The sequence below is a fragment of the Vibrio sp. T9 genome (assembly GCF_003123985.1).
In the GTDB taxonomy this organism is placed as follows: domain Bacteria; phylum Pseudomonadota; class Gammaproteobacteria; order Enterobacterales; family Vibrionaceae; genus Vibrio; species Vibrio diabolicus.
The window spans coordinates 59349-80887 of the sequence record NZ_NIGY01000014.1; the positions used below are offsets into that span (position 1 = coordinate 59349).

General features: G+C 43.5%; 17 protein-coding genes and 1 pseudogene. 8 read left to right on the forward strand and 10 right to left on the reverse strand.

The window, feature by feature from the left end; genetic code table 11:
* Positions 1-168: 168 nt before the first annotated feature.
* Positions 169-1329: an MFS transporter gene (locus CBX98_RS22410; RefSeq protein WP_109170308.1), complete on the forward strand. Its 1161-nt coding sequence runs from the start codon at positions 169-171 to the stop codon at positions 1327-1329.
* Between the two features lie 48 nt (positions 1330-1377).
* On the opposite strand, the gene CBX98_RS22415 is transcribed toward CBX98_RS22410, so the two are convergent.
* On the reverse strand, positions 1378-1767 hold the full coding sequence (locus CBX98_RS22415) for a nitrous oxide-stimulated promoter family protein (protein WP_109170309.1): 390 nt from the start codon (positions 1765-1767) through the stop codon (positions 1378-1380).
* Positions 1768-1780: 13 nt separating this feature from the next.
* The gene (locus tag CBX98_RS22420; RefSeq protein ID WP_109170310.1) at positions 1781-2290 is read right to left on the reverse strand and encodes a GNAT family N-acetyltransferase; all 510 of its coding nucleotides are present in this window, start codon (positions 2288-2290) and stop codon (positions 1781-1783) included.
* A gap of 136 nt (positions 2291-2426) precedes the next feature.
* On the opposite strand from CBX98_RS22420, the gene CBX98_RS22425 reads away from it, so the two are divergent.
* Positions 2427-2618 carry a DUF2986 domain-containing protein gene (locus CBX98_RS22425; protein WP_012842232.1) on the forward strand — a complete coding sequence of 64 codons (192 nt, stop codon included), beginning with the start codon at positions 2427-2429 and terminating at the stop codon, positions 2616-2618.
* A 53-nt stretch (positions 2619-2671) separates the two neighbouring features.
* On the opposite strand, the gene CBX98_RS22430 is transcribed toward CBX98_RS22425, so the two are convergent.
* Complete coding sequence (locus CBX98_RS22430) at positions 2672-4843, reverse strand: TonB-dependent receptor (RefSeq protein ID WP_109170311.1); 2172 nt, start codon at positions 4841-4843, stop codon at positions 2672-2674.
* 89 nt (positions 4844-4932) lie between these two features.
* Positions 4933-5670 carry a siderophore ferric iron reductase gene (locus CBX98_RS22435; RefSeq protein ID WP_047009216.1) on the reverse strand — a complete coding sequence of 246 codons (738 nt, stop codon included), beginning with the start codon at positions 5668-5670 and terminating at the stop codon, positions 4933-4935.
* 420 nt (positions 5671-6090) lie between these two features.
* On the opposite strand from CBX98_RS22435, the gene CBX98_RS22445 reads away from it, so the two are divergent.
* Positions 6091-7422 (forward strand): anaerobic C4-dicarboxylate transporter, encoded by a 1332-nt coding sequence (locus CBX98_RS22445; protein ID WP_074189643.1) that lies wholly within the window; start codon positions 6091-6093, stop codon positions 7420-7422.
* An 88-nt stretch (positions 7423-7510) separates the two neighbouring features.
* Here CBX98_RS22445 and CBX98_RS22450 read toward each other — a convergent pair whose 3' ends face one another.
* Positions 7511-7999, reverse strand: coding sequence for an NYN domain-containing protein (locus tag CBX98_RS22450; protein ID WP_005394594.1), 489 nt, complete (start codon positions 7997-7999; stop codon positions 7511-7513).
* Positions 8000-8116: 117 nt separating this feature from the next.
* Between CBX98_RS22450 and CBX98_RS22455 the strand changes: the two genes are divergently transcribed.
* A complete protein-coding gene (locus CBX98_RS22455) occupies positions 8117-8557 on the forward strand; it encodes a DUF4174 domain-containing protein (protein WP_012842228.1) in 441 nt (146 codons plus the stop codon).
* A gap of 13 nt (positions 8558-8570) precedes the next feature.
* On the opposite strand, the gene cobA is transcribed toward CBX98_RS22455, so the two are convergent.
* From cobA to nirB, 4 genes are all read right to left on the reverse strand, one after another.
* On the reverse strand, positions 8571-9329 hold the full coding sequence (gene cobA / locus CBX98_RS22460) for a uroporphyrinogen-III C-methyltransferase (protein WP_005394598.1): 759 nt from the start codon (positions 9327-9329) through the stop codon (positions 8571-8573).
* Between the two features lie 172 nt (positions 9330-9501).
* A complete protein-coding gene (locus CBX98_RS22465; protein ID WP_109170312.1) occupies positions 9502-10353 on the reverse strand; it encodes a formate/nitrite transporter family protein in 852 nt (283 codons plus the stop codon).
* Positions 10354-10549: 196 nt separating this feature from the next.
* A complete protein-coding gene (gene nirD / locus CBX98_RS22470) occupies positions 10550-10873 on the reverse strand; it encodes a nitrite reductase small subunit NirD (protein ID WP_046875391.1) in 324 nt (107 codons plus the stop codon).
* Positions 10874-10886: 13 nt separating this feature from the next.
* Positions 10887-13451: a nitrite reductase large subunit NirB gene (gene nirB / locus CBX98_RS22475; protein ID WP_065646043.1), complete on the reverse strand. Its 2565-nt coding sequence runs from the start codon at positions 13449-13451 to the stop codon at positions 10887-10889.
* 529 nt (positions 13452-13980) lie between these two features.
* Between nirB and rnk the strand changes: the two genes are divergently transcribed.
* From rnk to CBX98_RS22495, 3 genes and pseudogenes are all read left to right on the forward strand, one after another.
* Positions 13981-14388: a nucleoside diphosphate kinase regulator gene (gene rnk / locus CBX98_RS22480; protein ID WP_005394604.1), complete on the forward strand. Its 408-nt coding sequence runs from the start codon at positions 13981-13983 to the stop codon at positions 14386-14388.
* Positions 14389-14627: 239 nt separating this feature from the next.
* A pseudogene (locus CBX98_RS22490) lies at positions 14628-15580 on the forward strand (diguanylate cyclase).
* A 479-nt stretch (positions 15581-16059) separates the two neighbouring features.
* A complete protein-coding gene (locus CBX98_RS22495) occupies positions 16060-17844 on the forward strand; it encodes an Ig-like domain-containing protein (RefSeq protein WP_109170313.1) in 1785 nt (594 codons plus the stop codon).
* Between the two features lie 64 nt (positions 17845-17908).
* Here the strand turns inward: CBX98_RS22495 and CBX98_RS22500 are convergent, their stop codons facing one another.
* The gene (locus CBX98_RS22500) at positions 17909-19504 is read right to left on the reverse strand and encodes a hypothetical protein (protein ID WP_005398290.1); all 1596 of its coding nucleotides are present in this window, start codon (positions 19502-19504) and stop codon (positions 17909-17911) included.
* Between the two features lie 680 nt (positions 19505-20184).
* On the opposite strand from CBX98_RS22500, the gene CBX98_RS22505 reads away from it, so the two are divergent.
* Positions 20185-21471, forward strand: a complete 1287-nt coding sequence (locus tag CBX98_RS22505; protein ID WP_041853064.1) for a hypothetical protein — start codon at positions 20185-20187, stop codon at positions 21469-21471.
* The last annotated feature ends 68 nt before the right edge of the window (positions 21472-21539 follow it).

Below are 21539 nucleotides of genomic sequence, written 5' to 3' on the forward strand. Positions count from 1 at the left end.
GCCAACCTCACTGGTAGGTTGGCGTTTTTATGCAACTTATCGACCTATCTATTTAACAAATATTATTTGTCGAAACGACTTAAATTAATCATTTTACTTGCCTAACTATTAGCCTCATATTCGCGCCGAATAACCCATAGATTTCATTTAACTTATAGGCGCAAAACAGTGGAAAACACAGTCGTTCCTGCAGCATCACCACGAGTTACAGTTCCAGTCGTCGCACTGTCTCTTTATGCGGTGGCTTCGGGCTATTTAATGAGCTTGATCCCTCTCATGCTCGGTGAATACAACATCTCAGCAGATTATGCGAGTTGGTTGGCGAGTGTTTTTTATGGCGGCTTATTGGTTGGCGCGATGTTTATTGAACGTGTCGTGCGTCAAGTTGGTCACCGCAAAGCGTTTATTGGCTGCTTAGCGGCATTCTCGCTAACGATTGTCACTCTACCCGTTTTTGCTAATGGGTTAGTGTGGCTTGCAGCTCGTTTTATCGCAGGTATTGCCGTTGCGGGCGTTTTTGTCATTGTTGAATCTTGGCTAATGTCTGGCGACGAAGCATCACGTGCAAAACGTTTGAGCTTGTACATGCTATCGCTTTATGGCGGTTCAGCATTAGGCCAGTTTGGTATTGGCGTGCTTGGCGTAAGTGGCGGCGTTCCTTTTATCGCGATCACGACGTTGATCCTAATGGCGATGTTGGTGCTAATGTTTATTGAGTGTGAACAACCAAACAGCCATGAATCAACCGCTTTGTCATTTAAGCAAATTGCCAAGCTAAACCATGCTGCAATTATTGGTTGTGTTGTATCAGGTTTGACCTTAGGCGCGATATACGGATTAATGCCTGTTGAGCTAACTAACCGTAAAATCAACCATCAAGACATTGGTACATTGATGGCACTAGTGATCCTAGGTGGCATGTTGGTTCAACCAATGGTGACCACATTGAACAAATACATGAGCCGCACAGTGCTAATGGCGTTCTTCTGTATTTTGGGTATTTTTTCGATCGGTTTGACCTTTATTTCATCGTCAGCCGTGGTATTAGCTACTGCTTTATTCTTTTTAGGTGCAGCTACTTTTGCCTTGTACCCAATTGCGATCAACTTAGGTTGTGAAGGACTTGATGAGCGCTTTATTGTCTCTGCCACACAAGTCATGCTGTTCAGCTACAGCATTGGCTCTGTTGCTGGCCCGGTTGTGGCTGATAAATTTATGGGCCAAGAACATGGCTTACTAGGCTACTTGTTTGCCGCTTTGGTTGCGACTGGCGTATACATGCTACTTGCAGCGAGTAAAACTAAGCAGCGTATGGCCGCTGGCCTCTAACCACGCAACTTCTACTCAACGAAAACGAGGGCATGTCGCCCTCGTTTTTTATTCTTCGCTTTTTTGTTTAGATAAACGTTTGTGACGGTTTGACGCGTTCGCTGCAGGTTTTTCCGGTACCGCGCGCTTTTCATGAAGTAAATGACGAACCGCCAAGATGGGATGTTTCAGTAGCATTCTGGGGCCAGAGTAACGCATCACCAAACGCATTTGCTCTTTCGGATCCGGTTTATAACAGTGAATCGGACACTTGTTACACGTAGGTTTATTCTCTCCATAAGGACAGCGGTCAAGACGAACTTCTGCGTATTCAAGCAGCTCACGACATTCTGAGCACAAGTCACTTTTTTTTCCATGGTGATCGTGACAGTAAACCTCTACCATGGCTTTTACCGTCTTAAATTCAGTGGCGAGCTTGCCAAGTAAAATATCGCTCATGAGCTTCCAAAAATCACAACGTCATTGTGTAAAGTTCTAACATTCGACCATTATCGTATTGCTGCTCAACTCGTTCAAACTCAAAGCCCAGTTTTTTGAGCAAACTTATACTACGAATATTGTCATTGTTGGTGATAGCAGCCAACTTATCGAGTTTCATTTCCCCTCGAGCATATTCCAGCACCGCGGTTGCCGACTCGACTCCGTAGCCGCAACCATAAGCAGAAGGTAAAAATCCATACCCAAGATCGTAGTGTTGCAATGTGTCACGTTTAACTAGCCCACAAATACCGATCGGCTGTCCATCGTCCTTTTTCTCTACTACGAGTAAACTCACGCCTTTAACTTTTTGCATGCGTAGCATGTTTTCTTTTATATAACGCGCCGCTTCATATTCAGTACGAATTTGTTTATCTCCGACAAAACGGTAAAAGTCTGGTTGGTTATAAAGTTCTAATATGAATGGTGCATCATCTACACTCACAAGACGTAGTATCAAACGTTCAGTGATCAGTGTTTTCATTTGGACTCCATTAAAACGCGAGAGATGATTGGACATAGAAACGTACTTGAATCTTGCGACCGACGTAAGGGCTTATTTAGTTGTAACTTGATAAAAAAATAACTATCCTGCCCCGCTAAATTAAAGGACCACCACCATGAACCGCAAGAAGAAAATCAATCAGATCTTAAAAGCGAAGCAGAAGAAGCACAACGCTAAGCTACATAAGAGCAATAAGCCGCGTTATATCTCCAAAGCTGAACGTGCAAAAATGGAAGCTGAAGAGCAAAACCAAGCCTCGGAAAGCACGGAAAATGTTGTAGACACAGTGCCGACAGATCAAGCCTAAAAGAAAAGCCGCTTTATGCGGCTTTTTTGTTTATTGTACGGAGAGAATTGACTTTAATATTCAACACTGTAGTTCAGTGTGAATGTGCGACCTCTTCCTTTGTAGTCGTAAGCTGCTGCATCGTAGTGTGCCGCATAAAGAATCTGCGCACGTTGACCCCAAGCGGTTGTGTAGTCTTCGTCAAATAGATTTTGAATACCAAAGCCTAACTGCCCAACAGGTAGTGTTACATTACCCAGAAGATCAAACGTGGTGTAGCCCTCCAACTTATTGTTGGCGTCATCTTCGTAATCAAACATCGTCTGACTTTGTAGACGAATCGAGTACGAATCTTGGTAGTATGCAGCCCATGCATTAGCCTTAGACGTACTGGCTTTACCTGCGCTCAAATCTTCCCATTTACCATCGGTTTTCAGCTCAGAAACTACGTAGTGTCCTGATGCCCCTAACAGGATATCGCGGGTCACCCAGTAATTGATGTTTGCTTCTGCACCGTAAACACGCTGCTCGTCGTCAACATTCGTAATCAACAACGTTTTTCTATCATACTTGATGGAGTTGTCGGAAAGCGAGTAATAGCCTGCCGCCTGAAGCGCAAGAGAGTTGGTATCAAGACGGTAACCGATCTCATAGCTGTCCGTTTTAATACCTGACATTTTTGAGTCAGACACATTAATGCTGTTGTTCAACGCATAATGACCGTTTGCATCCACAGCATCATAGCTGCCTTGACCATAGTACTTCGCAGGGTCAGCAAGTTCGAAACCTTGGGAGAAGTTTGCCCAAAGTTGAGATTCATCATTAAGCTGATAAATGGTGCCCAAATTAAACAGACTTACAGAGTAGTCGGTGCTGCCACCTGGTACCGCATCCGCTGACACCCCCTTACCCGAGGCAATCTTCTTTTGTACGCTATAGGCAACAAAGTCATCAATCTTGTTGTCCATGTATTGATAGCGGTAGCCTGCTTGAACGGACCAATCTTGATTAATTTGATAGTCACCTTGAACAAACATTGCGTAAGACGTTACATCTACACCTGGGTAACGACCAACTTCGGCGTACGTTTTATTAATCAAGTTTCCAGAGTTGTTTGCAATGCTTGGATCGAATAGAGCTTGATTGCTCTCAAAACGGTCTAAATACGCATCAACACCATAAACAAGGTTGAATGATTCCCAGTTTTTTGCCAGTGCCAAACGTCCAGCAAAAACCTCTGTCTTTTGCTGAGAAGCACCTTGGTAATAAGGAGTAAACGTTTGGTCTTCACTTCGGTAAGACAACTCGCCAATCAGTTGATGACCGAATACGCTGTCGTGAGCGTAGTTCGCGCTTAAGAGAACTCGCTCTGTACCGTGTTCACGATCGGAATCGAATCCCTCTCGTACATCAACAAATTTATTGTTAACAATGTACAAGCCGTATGGCGAATCTTGCTGGCTGTCATAGTATTGTGCGAGAAGGTTTAACTTGCTGGCATCGGAGATTTGAATCTCTGTCGATCCCATCACATCGAGCGTTGAATTATACTGCAAAGAGCCTTGGGAGATATCTGGCGTAACAATGTCGCCATTTGCATCAAATGCACCTTGTGTCTCGGTGTACACAACCGAACCCCTAGCGGCAATTCGATCGTTACCACCGGAGATAGACTGAGCTAGTTTGTAATCAAAGTCATCGCTGCTGTTAAAACCTGTAGTGCCACTGACATACGATTCAAACGATAAGTCATCCGAGTAAGCTTTCTTGGTGATAATGTTAATAACACCACCTGTAGCGCCAGCACCATAAATGGAGGTTGCACCAGATAGTACTTCAATTCGCTCAATGTTGAATGGGTCAATCGCATCAAGCTGACGACTAATCGGGCGAGAAGACTGCAGTGAGACACCATCAATCATCACCAACATCGCTCTGCCACGCAGGTTCTGGCCGTAGTTAGTTCGGCCACCCGTACCAACATCTAACGAAGGAATGGTCGCAGAAAGAATGTCACCAAGTGTCTTGCCCGCGCGATATTGCTGGGCAATTTCCTCTTGCCCTACAAACCAAACCGTTCCTGGAATATCAGAGATCGATTTCGGCATCACACTGCCCACGACCACCATTTGTTCATCACTTGGTGTTGATGTTTGTTGAAGTTCTTCCGCAGCTATTGAGCTAACTGCGTATCCACTGCTCATCGCAAGTACGATGAGATTAAGAGAAAACGTCCTTTTTATCATTGTATTTATCTTTTTGTTGTCAACAAGAGCATGCAATGATACTTATTCTCACTCTCAAATCGAGCACTGTTACATAAGTTAACCAAATGTTAATTAGAATTATGCTTGCTCATAAGCTGTCGATTTTTTTCTAAACGAGGACAATCTTCACAAAGCTTTCTGCCTTCACACTTATAGACTAAACAACAGCTTTTTCTGACCAATTTTAGCGGCTGATCCAGTGACGTCTCATAAAGTGAATGACTATTGTTGGCATCTAAACCCAATGCCTGTAACCACAAGATGGCATGCTCACGCAATGTCGTGTTGGTCATTTGCGGAAAACGCTGTTGAAGACGAATCAAACAAGCCATGATCCCATCCGACATCAATTGATGAGTGAAACCTGGGCGAATGCGCGTCCATTGACTCATTTCTTGTTGGTAGAAATCGAACAACTCTCGAATTTGACGTCCGGCCTCTTTTATTAATTCTTCTGGCTTACCATGTATATGTGTTTCGTCAGCGAATCGATATCCAGACACAAAACAAGGCTTGAGGTGCTGCGCCATCTCACGAATGTTTGGCAACGTGTGGAAACCGTAAATAGAAATGAACGCAACATAAACAGGCTGCCAACACAACAAATCCCACGTTCTCGTCAACCAATACGCTTTTCCCGCTTCCGGATGAGCCTCAGACAACTGTTGGTAAAGGCCTTGAATGATCGGATTGATATCATTTTCGATATGAATAACTTCTTGCCCTATTTCGCCAATATCACCGTGAAGGTAAGGCGTAATCTCACTCGAAGTTTGAAATAGTTGCGGGAAAAATTGCTCAGACATGATGGTTTATTGTTGGTGTAGTCATTCTGACACCTTTATACCCAAGCACTAATCGCAATGCAAACTATTATCTTTTGCGTTCATATAACAAGAACCTATTCTCATCTGTGGTCTCTGTCTCTATTTTCAAGCTCTTTGCGCCCGTAAGGTCTGGTTACGTATGCGATGAATAGCAACAAACTCTTAAACCTCTTCGCATTTAGCGCTGACATGATCGCAAAAATACACAGCATAAAAACACCCTGATAAAACTGTGTTAACAGTTTCCCTGTGTAGCGTGAGTTATTGCCAATAATTGAATATTGCTGTTTCTTATCCAAAGGAGTGTGAACAACATGAAGTATTTTCTTTCTGAATATCGGGACAATGTAATTAAGTAATTTGGCTATATAGCCCCCTGTTTTGAATAAGGAAATCCACATGTTGTATCTTGAGTTTCTATTTTTGCTCGTGATGCTGTATATCGGCTCACGTTATGGTGGTATAGGCCTTGGGGTCGTATCTGGTATTGGTTTGGTGATTGAAGTCTTCATCTTTAAGATGCCGCCAACCTCCCCTCCTGTCACCGTTATGTTGATAATCTTGGCAGTGGTAACATGTGCATCCATTCTTGAAGCGGCTGGTGGTTTGAAATACATGCTGCAAGTTGCCGAACGTGTGCTTCGTAAGAACCCAAAACGCGTCACCCTCATCGCTCCTTTTGTTACTTACTTTATGACCTTCTTGCTCGGCACAGGTCACGCGGTTTACTCCATCATGCCAATCATTGGCGACGTTGCACTGAAAAACGGCATTCGTCCGGAACGTCCAATGGCAGCCGCTTCCGTCGCTTCGCAAATCGCGATTACGGCCTCTCCAATTTCAGCGGCAGTGGTTTACTACTTGGCACAGCTGTCCGATATTCAACACGAGATCACTCTGCTTTCTATTCTGCTCGTTACTGTACCTGCAACGCTATTCGGTACGTTGCTGATGTCACTTTACAGCCTAAAACGCGGTAAAGAACTGGAAGACGATGAAGAATACCAAGAGCGTTTAAAAGATCCGGTGTGGCGTGAAAAGATCCTCAACACCACTGCAACGTCTCTTGATGAAGTGCTACCAACAAGTGCTCGTAACTCTGTATTGCTGTTCATCGCGTCTATCTTGGTTATCGTCGTTATCGCGATGTGGCCGGACATTCGTACCATAGTGGATGGCGCGAAACCAATCAGCATGGCCGTTGTGATTCAAATGATGATGCTCTGCTTCGGCGGTATCATTTTACTTGCAACCAAAACTGACCCACGTGACGTACCAAACGGCGTAGTATTCAAATCAGGCATGGTGGCTGCCATTGCTATCTTCGGTATCGCTTGGATGTCAGATACTTACTTCCAATACGCAATGCCTCAGTTCAAATCTGGCATCGTTGAGATGGTAACCAACTACCCTTGGACGTTCGCGCTTGCGTTGTTCATTGTGTCGGTTGTAGTGAATTCTCAAGCAGCGACTGCACGTATGATGTTGCCTGTCGGTCTTGGCTTAGGTTTGGAACCTGCACTGCTTATCGGCCTAATGCCTGCGGTATACGGTTACTTCTTTATTCCGAACTACCCTTCAGACATCGCGACAGTGAACTTCGATACGTCAGGTACCACTAAGATTGGTAAGTGGTACTTCAACCATTCATTTATGTCGGTAGGTTTGATTGGTGTGATTGGTGCCTGCTGTCTGGGCTACTTGTTAGGACAAATGATCATTCCTTCATAATTAGCCAAATCAACAATAAATTAGAGGCGAGTCATTGTACGTTAGCGTACAGCCTGAATGACTCGCCTTTTCTTTATCACGCTAGTGATTACAGTAAGAAGTCATCATCAATCGCGACAAAGTTATCGGCACAATCAATCAGAGTTTGGGATGTTAGCTTAGGCACGCCATAAACAGTCACCGTTTTATTGAAGCGCTGCTGAATTCGTTCCACCAGCAGACTAAAGTCCCCATCTCCAGAAACGAGAATCACTTCCTCAACTTCAGGGGCAATTTCAATCGCATCAAGAGTAATACCTACATCCCAGTCGCCTTTCGAGCTGCCGTCACGACGCTGAATATAGGGTTTAAGCATTACCTCGAACCCAACACCGCGTAAAATGTGATGAAACTGACGCTGTTTTGGATCGTTACTCGCGATGGCATAAGCACGAGCACTCACCACCTCTTTCCCTTGCGTCGCAACATACCAAAACTGGTTGTAATCAAAATTACTGCGATACGCTTCGCGACAGGTGTAATACACATTCTGTACATCAACCAAAATGGCGATCTTTTGTTTTCTTTCTGAATTCATCTTTTCTACGCTTGATTTATTTGCTGCCTACCCTAAGTCAGTTTTGGTAAAAGCACAATGAGCCAATTCCACTAAACTTAACGTATAAACGGTATTTGGGTTTCTAGGGGAACTGTCATGGGCGGAAAGTTACTAGTGATACTACTTTCTTGTATCTTGTCATCGACAGCATTCGGTTATCCAGCACATTCAAAGTACTGGCCGCATCGGAGTGTGCTTTACTTCGCTCCAGAAAACGATGAATACGTTAAACAATTCTTACTAGAAACACTCATGAATGAGTGCGAGTTGGAAGACAGAGACGTGGTCACATTAGTCATTACAGAACAAGGTTACACGTCTCCAGCTTGGCTCAAAGAAGAGTTTGATTTGAAAATGCTTGCCAAGCTATATGAAATTGAAAAAGGCTCACATACCGCAATTTTACTTGGTAAAGATGGCCAAGAGAAATACCGATGGGGTGCAGAAACGGATTGGCCATTTATCAACAACTTGATTGATCAAATGCCAATGCGTAAGCAAGAAATGCAGAGACGTCATAGCCCCTGCAAAATCTAACCATTAGACGAACTTATTTTCTAAACCAGTCTAGTTTGTTGTGCAACTGAGTCACACTGCCAACGACGATCAATGCTGGACTGATCGCCTTCTCAGCCATTTCAGAAAGTTCGTTCAATTTTCCTTGGAACACGCGCTGCTCTGGGCGGGTACCGTTTTCAATAATGGCGCATGACATCTCTGGATCTAATCCGTGAGTGATCAGGTTATCCATGATGTGACCGCTTTGCTTCAAACCCATGTAGAACACAAGTGTGTTGTTAGATTGCGCTAACGAATGCCACTCAATTTCGCGACCGTCTTTTTGCACGTGACCCGTAATAAATTGAACACTTTGCGCATGATCACGGTGCGTTAATGGAATACCAGCATAAGCTGTTGCACCCGCCGCCGCGGTGATCCCCGGCACCACTTCGTATTTGATGCCATATTCTGCAAGCTCTTCTAACTCTTCACCGCCGCGTCCAAAGATGAAAGAATCACCACCTTTTAGGCGCACAACGCGTTTACCTTCTTGTGCTTTTTGTACCAAGATTTGGTTAATTTGATCTTGAGGTACACAGTGAAAGTCCAGTTTCTTGCCTACATAGATCATCTCAGCAGATGCGTGAGCCAGTTCAAGAATGTCTTTCGACACCAATCGGTCATACACCACAACTTCAGCCGCTTGAATGGCTTTCAAACCTTTGACCGTCAGCAAGTCTGGATCGCCCGGACCTGCACCAACTAAAGAAACAAAGCCGCTGTTTAAAGATGAGTTCGCAGTAGTCATATCAACGCCTATCGGAAATTTGGATATAAAGAGTAACACTCACGTTATTAACTTAAGGTTCAATCTACCCCAAGGAGTTATTACTTTTTATAGCTAAATCAATACAATATCTATTGAAAGTTAAATGAGTTGAGTAGCCCTACCCGCAAAAGATAGGGCCATATAAAGCGGTTTATTTTGCGATTGCCGGCTCTGCGTTTACTTCTTCTTCAACTACGTTGATAGAAGGCGCTGTTTTCGCATGAGTTAGATACAGTGGCAGACAAGTCATTACGAGACCACCAACGATGTTACCTAAGATGGTTGGGATAAGGTTGAAGTTCAACCAAGTCGCGATACCAAAATCCGCACCTAGAATCATACCCAGTGGGAATAGAAACATGTTTACCACGGTGTGCTCGAATACTAGCGCGAAGAAGATGAAGATTGGGAACCACATCATCGCTACACGACCAGATACTGAACGTGCCGTCATGTTGCCGATCACGCCTAGGCACACCATTAGGTTACAGAAGATAGCGCGTACAAAACACGTGATCCATCCGTCCATACCCATGTTTTCGAAACCAAGGCTACGGGCAGTCGATACAGCGACAAACTTCTTCGCTACCGCGTTGAGCTCTAGAGAGAAGTTACCGGTTAGAGAGATTGCCACTAGGTAAGCCACAATTAGAGAACCAATCAGGTTACCCAAACCAACAAGTCCCCAGCAACGGAAAATACGACCCCAAGTGATACCCGGGCGGTTTGCAAACTTAGCCAAAGGAGCAAGACCAAAAACACCTGTGACAAGGTCGTAACCCATCACACTGAGTATCACAAAGCCCACAGGGAAAACAAGCGCCCCCACAAGGCCAATGCCCGTTTGTACAATCGCGGTAATAGCAACCACCACTGCAAGGGACAGAATAACGCCTGCCATCGTGCCACGAAGCAGAAGATCTCGAGTGCTGGTATTAATTTTCGCTTCACCCACGTTGATCATGGTTTGCACGAATTCAGCAGGTTTAAAGTCTGTAGACATGAATGTGTCCTTATTCAAAATTGAAAGTTAAAAAGTTAAAGATTGAATAGAGAAAGGCTTCCCGTTGACACCCACTGCTGTCGACATCATCTCGCTTCCCTGTTCCCCCAAGATGACGCTTGGAAAGCCTTTGTCTATTGAATCTAAGTACTCAGTGCATTCCCTCCCCTTAAGGAGGAGGGAATGCGAACCAAGCTTATGCAGAAATTTCTACTTCACCGTTGGTTACACGCGTTTTGTACGCTTTCACGTTAAAACGCTCGTCTTCCATACAAGCACCTGTTGTCAGGTTAAAGCGTTGCTTCTTAAGTGGGCTTGCTACCCAAAGTTCGCCTTGGTGCTCACAAATCAAACCGCGAGAAAGCACGTTTGATTGGAAGAACGGGTCTGTGTTGCTGATCGCCAGCACTTCTTCTGCTTGTGTTGGGCGGAATACCGCAACTTGCTGACCATCAACCAGTGCACAAACGCCAGTGCCCGGTACGATGTCGTTGATTTGGCAAATCTTTTCAAATGACATGTTCAACCTTCCCTTATGCTTCAGTGATCGCTACGTGTAGGATGTCGCCTTTCGCTTCAGGATGTTTCTCCGTGAAGGTCGCTGGACGGTGCTGTTCGCGCTCTTGAACAAACACAACATTGTCATCGCGCTTGTCAGAGTTGATGAAGTGTGCGAAACGAGTCAGTTGTGATTCGTCATTGATGGTTGCAGTCCACTCACATTCGTACTCATCTACAAGCTTCGCTACGTCTGCTTCTAGTTGAGCGTTAATGCCAAGTTTGTCTTCAACAATCACTTCGCGTAGGTAGTCAACGCCACCTTCCATGTTTTCCATCCAAACGGATGTGCGTTGTAGTGGCGCAGCAGTACGGATGTAGAACATCATGAAGCGGTCGATGTACTTAATTAGCGTTTCTTTATCTAGGTCACTTGCAAGTAGGTCTGCGTGACGAGGTTTCATACCGCCGTTACCACATACGTACATGTTCCAACCTGCGTCAGTCGCGATGATACCAAGGTCTTTACCTTGTGCTTCCGCACACTCACGAGTACAGCCAGAAACACCGAACTTCATCTTATGAGGTGTACGAATGCCTTTGTAACGGTTCTCAATATAAGAGCCTAAACCAACAGAATCTTGAACGCCGTAACGACACCACGTTGAGCCAACACATGTCTTCGCCATACGAAGTGCTTTTGCGTACGCTTGACCTGTTTCGAAGCCAGCGTCGATAAGCTTGCGCCAGATCTCTGGAAGATCGTCTTTTTGAGCACCGAACAGACCAATACGTTGAGCACCGGTTACTTTGGTGTATAGGTTGTATTCTGCAGCAACGTTCGCTAGTGCACCCAGTGCTTGAGGTGTAACTTCACCACCCGCCATACGTGGGATTACGGAGTAAGTACCATCTTTTTGAATGTTACCTAGGAAGTTATCGTTGGTGTCGTGCAGCTTAACCAGTTGTGGCTTAAGAATGTGCTCACCCCAGCAAGAAGCCAAGATAGAACCAGCCAGTGGTTTACAAACTTCACAGCCGTAACCTTTACCGTATTTCTCTAAAAGCTCATCAAACGTTTTGATCTCTTCGATACGGATTAGGTGGAACAACTCTTGGCGTGAGTAAGCAAAGTGCTCACAAACGTCGTTCTTCACTTCAATACCAGATTTAGCAAGCTCTGCGTTTAGAACAGAAGTGACTAGAGGAATACAACCACCACAGCCTGTGCCAGCGCCAGTCACTGCTTTGATGTCGCCCAATGTATGGTGGCCATCAGCAACCGCTTGTGCGATCTTGCCTTTGGTTACATCGAAACATGAACAGATCACTGCGCTTTCTGGTAGAGCGTCGGCACCTAGTGCTGGTTTCTCAGCGCCTGCGTGTGCAGGAAGGATCAAGGCATCTGGGTGTTCTGGTAGGTCGATTTCGTTCAACATCAATTGAAGCAAATCGCCGTAGTCAGACGTATCACCCACGAGTACTGCACCTAGCAGCTTCTTGTTGTCTTCAGAAACGATAAGACGTTTGTAAACTTCTTGCTCTTCGTTCTGGTAAACGTAACTCTTACAGCCTTCAGTGCGACCGTTCGCATCACCGATAGAACCTACTTTCACGCCCAACAATTTCAGCTTCGCAGACATGTCAGCGCCTTCGAATTTGCTTTCTGTGTTACCTAGTAGGTGATCAACGGCAACCGTCGCCATCTTGTAACCCGGAGCAACAAGACCGTAGAACATGTCGTTCCAAGACGCACACTCACCAATAGCGTAGATGTTCTCATCAGAAGTCTGGCAGTGGTCGTTGATGGCAACACCACCACGAGGGCCAACTTCTAGCTCCATTTGACGAGCTAGTTTGTCTTGTGGACGAATACCTGCAGAGAATACGATGAAGTCTGTTTCTAGCTCTGAGCCGTCAGCAAAACGCATAACATTGCGTGCGTTTGTGCCTTCTGCCGCAATCTCAAGCGTGTTTTTGCTGGTGTGAACGTTCACGCCCATACGCTCGATCTTTTGACGAAGTTGGTTACCACCAGCAAGGTCAAGTTGCTCAGCCATCAGCTTTGGTGCGAACTCAACAACGTGTGTTTCTACACCTAGTGCTTTCAATGCGCCTGCCGCTTCAAGACCGAGTAGACCACCACCGATAACCACGCCGGATTTACTGTTCTTCGCACACGCTTCGATCGCTTTAAGATCTTCGATAGTACGGTAAACAAAACAGTCTTTGCTTTCATGACCTTTGATAGGCGGGACAAATGGGAATGAGCCTGTAGCAAGAATCAGTTTGTCGTATTGAACTTCACGGCCAGTGCTTGAGTAAACAATGCGGTTTTCACGGTTGATGTTAATCGCACGTTCACCGATCAGCATGTTAATACCGTGTTTCTCGTAGAAGCCTTCTTTCACTAAAGAAAGTTCATCTGCAGTATGGTGAGAAAAGTAAGAGGAAAGGTGCACACGGTCGTATGCGACACGAGGTTCTTCACAGAAAACGGTAATCTCCATATTAGAGATATCAGCTTTCTCGACTAAGTCTTCAATATAACGGTGCCCTACCATACCGTTACCGATGACTACTAGCTTCAACTTGCTCATTATAATTCCTAAGGGTTAGGTTCTTATCACTGAGCTCATTGTTAATTGTGAAAGAAAATTAATACATGATGTAAATCAATTACAATTTCAAACTACCCTAAAGGGGTAGATGAACGTTTTTATCTTGATATTGAAGAATAAAAGGTAATTTATTAACGGATGTTGGTAGTTTTTACAAAATGAGATAACCGCAGTCATGCTCACAAAGGGCTATACAGTTTTGGCTTTTACAGAATGGCAATGATTGTCGAGTTAAACCACGCTAACGATAAACCCTGCTTTGTTTAAAAACAAAGCATTCGTTTTAACCTAGCCGTTTCAAGGCTATTAAAGGTGAACAACTGAAGTGACTGAAAGTTTTAGAAAAATCAAGTCTCACAACAAAAATCTTTTACTAGCTAAGTCGCACTATAAAGACTAGAATCTGATTTAGTTCATATGGAATAAAATCCATATGATTGATACCGTAATTGACATATAGAGTGCCGTCCCATGTTTGTGAGGCGGCCTTTTATTTGGGAGTCATAAAATGTCAGAAAACAATTCTATCTACATTTCAAGCTTAGATATGAACCGAATCACGGCTTTGTTGGATAAAATGCCAAACATCGCGGCGGAGCTTGTTGAGCTAGAAGCAGAGCTAGACCGTGCGACGGTTCTTGAGCCAGAACAAATGCCAGATAATGTGGTCACGATGAACTCAACTGTAGAGTTTAAATTTGCAGGTGAAGATAGAACCATGACAAAGACACTGGTTTACCCATCTGAGCTGAAAAGCAGTGATGATATTTCCATTTTTGCGCCCGTAGGCAGCGCACTGATCGGTTTGTCTGTTGGTCAAAAACTTGAATGGCCAATGCCAAATAATCAAGTGAAGACAATTGAAATTGTCGATATCACCTACCAGCCTGAGCGTTGTGGTGCACTAAACCGCTAACCCTCAGTAGTCCCGGTGCAAAGGCCTCATTTATGACTTTGCACCAGGAGAGCCCCTCGCTTATCCCCTATTTCCTTCTTTGTTTTTCCAAGCATTTACTTTGCTGCTCTTAAGTAACATCACCGATTCTTTTGTTATTTACCGCATATTCAATACCTATATCTACAAGCTCAATCATAGAAATTGCAAAGTATTTTTCGTATATTGTCGCTCCGAAAACGACGTAAATTATGCGCAAAATGGAAGAATATCTAACTCGAATTGCCGTCTTAGAAAAAGAAAATGAAGAGCTGAAGCGGAAGAATGCGCGACTACAGAAAAGTTGAATGCTGCACTCGACAGTAATGGACTGTGTTTGTGGGAGCAGCATATTCCTTCAGGTACTTTGACGATATTCAATATGCAGTGGGGCAAAATGCTAGGTTATCAGCCCCATGAGTTAACCGCGACGGTTGAAACGTGGAAAAACAACCTCCACCCTGAAGATTATGATCTTGCGGTGGGTGCATTTGAAGATCACCTAGCTGGCAAAACCGACCTTTATGAGGTAGTTCATCGCATGATTCATAAAGACGGCAGTGATAGTTGGGTCTACGATCGAGGGCGCATCGTCGAGTATGGTTCTGATGGCGAACCACTACGCATGATGGGCACTCATATCGATATTACAAAAGAAAAGCGATATGAGCAGCAACTGGCTAAGTTAGCTTCGAGTGATCCATTGACCGGACTGTTAAATAGAAAAGCAATTGAGGAAAACTTTAATCATCAACCTCAAACCAAGCCGTCTCAGCAGTCTGCCTTAGTGTTTGTTGATATAGATAATTTTAAAACAGTTAACGACCAGCTAGGCCATCATACTGGTGATACTCTCCTCATTAATATCGCCAATAGCTTAACAGAGCTTGCGCCAAGCAAGTCTCAAGTCGGACGCATAGGAGGAGATGAGTTTGTCGTTTTAAGCTCTTATTCAAATCAAGAAGAAATATCTCAACTTTGTGATCGACTCTTAAGTTCCATCATTCCTGCGATAAATCAGGACTTAAATAAAGTAACGATTGGAATGAGCATCGGTGTTTGTCTATTTGATAAAGGAAAACAACAGTTTAATGAAGTTTATCAAAAAGCCGATCATGCAATGTATGAGATAAAGAAAAATGGCAAAAATGGCGTTGCCTATATCCAGATATAATAAGTCTCTTGTTTTTTGAAATTAATATTTCTTTAATTTGACAATTTTCTCTATGTAATTGATAGCGTCTTATTTTTAATAAGTCATTTATATAGGAAACAAAAGAAATAACAAACAATTAAGAGTGTTGCATACTACACGGTGTAATATTATTACTGTCTTTGTAACTGCTTTTGTTGCATACAATATTATTTCTTATTATTTTTATAAAAACCACCAGTAAAAAGTAGTTAAACATTATAATTCATAAACTTATAAAAACCGAAATGCATGGTTGAATTTTAACCACCCCTTCTGCTAATATCTCGCCTCGTGTTTAAAAGTAATAAACACACACAAATATAAAACAAACTTTATAAAACATAATGCACACTTGATAATTACTGGTTCTATTTGGATAGAGCTCGGTATTTATTTTATTTAAAACATTATGAATTTGTAATTTCATTTAATATCAAAATATTAAGTAGGTATATAAATTGAAGAAGGTCATCCTCCCTCAATTGGGCTTTGTTGCGTCAAATTTACGCTTGCTAGCTCTAGGCTTTGTAACCCTCGTGTCAGCATATTCTTTTTCATCAGAGGCTTATGCTGAGCAAGTGGCTAGTGGTGAACAAAAAACATTAGTTGTACTCGTCAATTTCCAAGAAAACCCTCAAGAGATCCCGATCTCTAAAGAAGACGCCCATCATGTTGTTTTTAATACCGTTAGCGACTTCTATTCGCAAATGTCCCAGGGGCAACTTTGGCTATCTGGTGATGTTGCTGGAACATTCACCTTACCGATATCAAACCAAATTTGCGATGATGATGCTGTAGCAGCGGAAGCCAACAAAATGGCTGAAACTGCGGGATATCAACTATCAAACTATGACCGTTTTATCTACTTAACAACCAAAACTGGATGTGCATCAGAAGGCTCTGGTAGTCAAGGAGTAACTCCCTCTAGAGCGTCAATAAATGCGGTTTTCGAGCCTCGAGTTATCGCCCATGAATTAGGACATAATTTTGGATTGCATCACGCTTCCGCACTCGACTGTAAAGACGGTACGTTAGCTGGTGATTGCCGTGTCATAGAGTACGGTGATAGCTACGATACAATGGGTAACTACGATATGGGTTACTTTAGCGCCTTCCAATTGGAAAACTTAGGGTGGCAGACCTCCCCTGCTCAAATCATTTCTAGTGATGGTGTTTACTCTATTGATGCCTATGAAGACTTTGAAAGTACTTCATCAAAAGTTTTAAAAATCCCAAGAGGTACCGATCCAATTACAGGTCAGCGCCAATGGTTTTACGTTGAATATCGACAAGCTCTTGGCTACGACAGCTTTTTACGTGACCGTTCGTACATCGTATACCGCCAAGATGTGACAGAAGGTGTGGTTGTGCGCCTAGCGACAGACGGTGATCTTAAAAGTAGCCGCTTGCTACACATGAAGCCTGACTCCACTTTCAAACAATTATTTGGGAGTAATGACTGGGAAGACCCTGCTCTTCCAATTGGTGGAACGTTCACCGATCCAAAAACAGGCGTGTCGATTACTTTGGAAAGTGCTAATGGTCAAAACGCACAGGTCAGTGTCATATTTGGTGGTGAATCCGGGCAATGCGTTGCGACATCGCCTCTACTCTCTCTAACCCCACTATCAGGTTCTGATGCAAATGCTGGAGAAACGTTAGCGTATAATCTTAAAGTGACGAACCAGAACAATACAGAATGTGCAGACGCGACTTATACAACGGCTTTAAGCGTTCCTGACGGATGGAATTATGACGCAAGCGCCTTGACGGTTCCTTCCGGCATGAGTGCAGAAACGACGGTCATGGTTACGTCAAACAGCGATGCTCAGCCGAACTCTTACAGCATAGCCGTTGACGTTATAGATGCTGAAAATGAACAATCAGCCAAAACCGAGCTATCTTACACAGTGTTGTCTGAGTCGACGTCACCACTTGAGGCGGTGAATGATAGCGTAACGATCAGTGATAAATCCGTCGTTCGCATCGAACAGTTAAATAATGACTCGTTTGAACAATCGACCTCTCTTGCGATTACGGTCGCTAAGCCAAACAAAGGCAGCGCCCGTGTACTGAGCGATGGCTCCATTGAATACACACCATCGAAGAAGTTTAAGAATAATGATTCATTTACTTATACGATCAGTGACGGTCAATCTTCTTCAACCGCAACGATTAGCATCACCTTACAATCGACTTCTGGTGGGAATGGTGGTGGAAACGGTAAAGGGAAACCGAACTAAATCACGCAATTCAATATGAAAAAGCCTGGAGAATACTCCAGGCTTTTTATTCACAAGACGTCAATTAGTTGCTTGGTGCAGGACAAATATCACAGTCTGCAGAAGCTGTATTCGTCGCTTGAGTATTATCGATTTTCAAGAAACCAACCGCTGTAACAGTATCACGGAAAGATTGCGTTTCTGCATTGCTAAATGCCGTTGGGATATAACTACCAGTATAAGACTGACATTGATCCGAAGCGAGTTCGATATTATCCACTACTGTCACGTCATCAGAAGCATCCTCAGGCGTACCTGAGTCATCCACAACAGAAACATTCACTAAAGTAAGTCCAGGCGTTGTGTTACATACCATTCCCGAGAAGCTCACTTCTGCAATGATACCGTTTTCAGTAAGTTTGAAGCCGCTTTCACATGATTTCGTTACACTAATCATTGGAGACAAGCTCAATGACTCACATGGATCACTTGCGGTATCAGTAATGGTCGCTTGGCCACCCGGAGTCGCAGCTGCTGTGACTTTCACCGTATTAGTTAGACCATTGCTTGTACTTTCAAAACTGCCGCTGTATGAAGCACTATCACCTGAAGCAATGGCACCTAAGCTATGTGTAGTACCTGCTTCTAAGTCCTCTACAACAACATCGTAGAGCGTACCGACACCATCATTAATCACGTCGCCGCTGTATGAGTAAACGTAACCATCTTCTGTTTCATTCACGACCGCTTGATTACATGTTTTAGTGATATCAACACTACACAACTCAAAGTCACCAACCACAAAGTCTTTCAACTGAGCGGTAATACTGCTTGATGCTCTTGTTTCGGCTGCAAACGAGCTAAAACAGGTGTCTGTTTGTAGAAGTTCAGTAAGGTTTACACCACCTTCAAAGAAGGTTTCTGGAGGGAAGACATTTTCGACACCACTTTTTGGCGTATACGCCCATGGTGCAGGTGAGTCAGTTGTATTGGTTGAAGCACACACATCTTGCGCGCCTGGTGAACACAGTGCATTTGTCTTAACTTTCAAACGTAAGTTTGTCGCAGCACACTGACCATCTTGTGGATTATTGTTATCAGCTTTCGCACAAGTTGTGTCCCATTCAAGAACCAAAATTTCTGGCCCCTCATTTGCCCCTTGCAAATAATTCACCTGAATCAAAAGGTCGCCAGCAATATGTTGACCAGTGAATGTACCGTCTGGGTTTGTGCTGACTGAGTCTTGATAAAACCAAAAACCTAAGAAGGCATCACCGCTGTTACCAAAACGGTCTGCACCAAAGGTGAGTACAAGGTCATTATTAATGTTGTATGCTGCTGCATACGCATGAAGAATGTCCCCTTTATCAAGTACCGTACCAGTCTTCCAACCAAGTTCCGGTATGTCTTTGATGTCTTTATTACCACCAGTAAAGATTGTATCCGGTGTTGCCGTGTCATTCTCAAAGCTAAATACTAATGCTCCACCACTGTTTGGCGGCGTTGACCAGTCATCTGGAGCACCTACCCCAGAGTCATCTATCGCATTAGCATTTGCTTCTAACTCAAATACGCCATCTGTTGGTGTTGCAAATGCAGAGCTACCTATTAGCAAGCTTGTAAATATTGCATAAAGAAAGCTCTTCATCGTATGCCAGATACCTGACTTACAAGAATTCATAACCTACTCCTTAGAACGCTTCTAAAGCTAGACGAAGGTCCCTATGTCATTAATTGCCTTTTAAGAAAGAGTGAAAGCGAGATACAACTTTCGTTTCGAGCTCGTATAACGCATAGAGCATGCCACTACTTAAGATTATGATTTTATTAAACTAAATATTTTCAACAGCGAAGAGAATGAACAGAGTGTTCAATTTTAAAGAAAGAGAAAGAAAACAAAAGAGACAAAAAAACCTACGATAACAAAGATATATACGTGTTCTAGGATAATGTTACAGATTGACACTTTATTGTTTACACCTGTGACAGATGCGCAAAAGCGACGGTATTGAAACTTTCCACTATGAATATGAAATAGACGCTTACTCACCTACTCCCAATAATGTGAAGGTGATGTGTAACACCTGTTTGCATAGTGTTACATCCTTTACACATCTAATTGAATACTCATTTAACTAAAACATATTCAGTCGTTTAGCGAATAAGTTTTAGCTCAACCATTTATGAAAATATAAACAAACTGTTCACCCCTCTGTACAAAAATAAAAAATAATCAACAAATACAAAAGGTTAAATATGGAACACTCTATGCTAGTCAACTGGCGCAGTTTAACTCTGTGAGAAAACTATCACGTATGTGGGCTCAAGGACGTAGCGAGCCCACTTACACAAGGAGGTTTTATGAAAACCATATTTAACTCTTGGTGGGGCAATAAGAGTTACCGTTGTTCCACTTTATGTAGCCAGAATATACTTACAGCGATCAATATCAGCAGCATGTTTAAGCTGTTTACTTGGGTCATAGCGGTTAGCTTAGTGCTGAGCTCTCAAATTGTTTACGCATCCGCTGGCGACCCTTCAAGCCGAGGCGTGCAACCAATATTTGTTGAAGGGAATAACACCTGTCAACAATTACTTCCAGGGATCGATGGTTTGATAGAATACAAGCTTGAGCCAGTTACAGACGGCACTTTCGGTGATGGCATGCTTGAAGTGGTTATTGATCAGCAACCTGGGGCAAAAACCTTCAGTTGGGATCAAGGTGATAGCCCTGTGATTATGCAAGCTATCTTCGTAAAAGGTGGTCCTGACGGAAACCTATATAACTACTTTACAGATGGATTATTGTATCAAGATGATGCCTTACTACATGCACCTGTGGGTAACAATGGTAGATACTATGGCTTAAGTCATATTTCATTCTGTTACACACCAGGCGTACCAGACATTAAAATCACTAAAACTTGTACATTTGGTGATGTTGTCAATGGTAACACTTTGAAATACAACTATAAACTCACTGTAGAAAACACCGGTGACTTTGCATTGTATGATGTTGTGGCAACAGACACTACAGCCGTTGACAACGATATGGCTGCCGGTGACCATGTGTTCAATTTAGCGATGCTCGCCGTCGGACAAACGCAAGAGTTTAATGGTTCGTTTATTATTGACCAAAACGGTATCACTAACTACGCAGAAGTAAGCGCAGCACTTGAAACTGGTGGTGGTGTTGCGGTTTCTGACAACGCAGATTGGGAATGCCCAAGCCAAAACATCCCTGGTTCATTGTCTCTAGAGAAAGACTGTAGTGTCGTCGTCGTGAATCGATTTGAAGATACTGGTATTAATGAATACGGTCTTCAAGTCAATTACAGTGGTAGTGTATGTAATACCTCCAATGTCACCATTGACGGCATTGTCGTAATCGACAACAAAGACTCGAATCCAATCCAGGTTGGTATGCTTGCGCCTGCTGAGTGTTACGACTTTACTGGTAACTACGAGCCAATCCCAGGAGATGGTGAAGGCCTTCCATTACCGGGTGAAGAAGTCAGAGCGTTTACAGATACTGTGGATGCGAGTGGTGAAACTATCTTCGGTAATGTTGTCGTAGAAGCGATAACAGCGTCTGCAGAATGTACGCTATGTCCAACTTGTCCAGAGCCTGTTAGCTGCCCTGAATAAGGTCTACTTACAACTTAATAAAACAACGCCTGACGTTAACTCGTCAGGCGTTTTCTTTCGAACTATAT

Excerpts from the sequence above, each read along its gene's own strand:
- CBX98_RS22415 (WP_109170309.1), bottom strand. The coding sequence starts at position 1,767 with ATGAGCGATATTTTACTTGGCAAGCTCGCCACTGAATTTAAGACGGTA.
- CBX98_RS22420 (WP_109170310.1), bottom strand. The coding sequence starts at position 2,290 with ATGAAAACACTGATCACTGAACGTTTGATACTACGTCTTGTGAGTGTA.
- CBX98_RS22425 (WP_012842232.1), top strand. The coding sequence starts at position 2,427 with ATGAACCGCAAGAAGAAAATCAATCAGATCTTAAAAGCGAAGCAGAAG.
- CBX98_RS22430 (WP_109170311.1), bottom strand. The coding sequence starts at position 4,843 with ATGATAAAAAGGACGTTTTCTCTTAATCTCATCGTACTTGCGATGAGC.
- CBX98_RS22435 (WP_047009216.1), bottom strand. The coding sequence starts at position 5,670 with ATGTCTGAGCAATTTTTCCCGCAACTATTTCAAACTTCGAGTGAGATT.
- CBX98_RS22445 (WP_074189643.1), top strand. The coding sequence starts at position 6,091 with ATGTTGTATCTTGAGTTTCTATTTTTGCTCGTGATGCTGTATATCGGC.
- CBX98_RS22450 (WP_005394594.1), bottom strand. The coding sequence starts at position 7,999 with ATGAATTCAGAAAGAAAACAAAAGATCGCCATTTTGGTTGATGTACAG.
- CBX98_RS22455 (WP_012842228.1), top strand. The coding sequence starts at position 8,117 with ATGGGCGGAAAGTTACTAGTGATACTACTTTCTTGTATCTTGTCATCG.
- cobA (WP_005394598.1), bottom strand. The coding sequence starts at position 9,329 with ATGACTACTGCGAACTCATCTTTAAACAGCGGCTTTGTTTCTTTAGTT.
- CBX98_RS22465 (WP_109170312.1), bottom strand. The coding sequence starts at position 10,353 with ATGTCTACAGACTTTAAACCTGCTGAATTCGTGCAAACCATGATCAAC.
- nirD (WP_046875391.1), bottom strand. The coding sequence starts at position 10,873 with ATGTCATTTGAAAAGATTTGCCAAATCAACGACATCGTACCGGGCACT.
- nirB (WP_065646043.1), bottom strand. The coding sequence starts at position 13,451 with ATGAGCAAGTTGAAGCTAGTAGTCATCGGTAACGGTATGGTAGGGCAC.
- rnk (WP_005394604.1), top strand. The coding sequence starts at position 13,981 with ATGTCAGAAAACAATTCTATCTACATTTCAAGCTTAGATATGAACCGA.
- CBX98_RS22500 (WP_005398290.1), bottom strand. The coding sequence starts at position 19,504 with ATGAATTCTTGTAAGTCAGGTATCTGGCATACGATGAAGAGCTTTCTT.
- CBX98_RS22505 (WP_041853064.1), top strand. The coding sequence starts at position 20,185 with ATGAAAACCATATTTAACTCTTGGTGGGGCAATAAGAGTTACCGTTGT.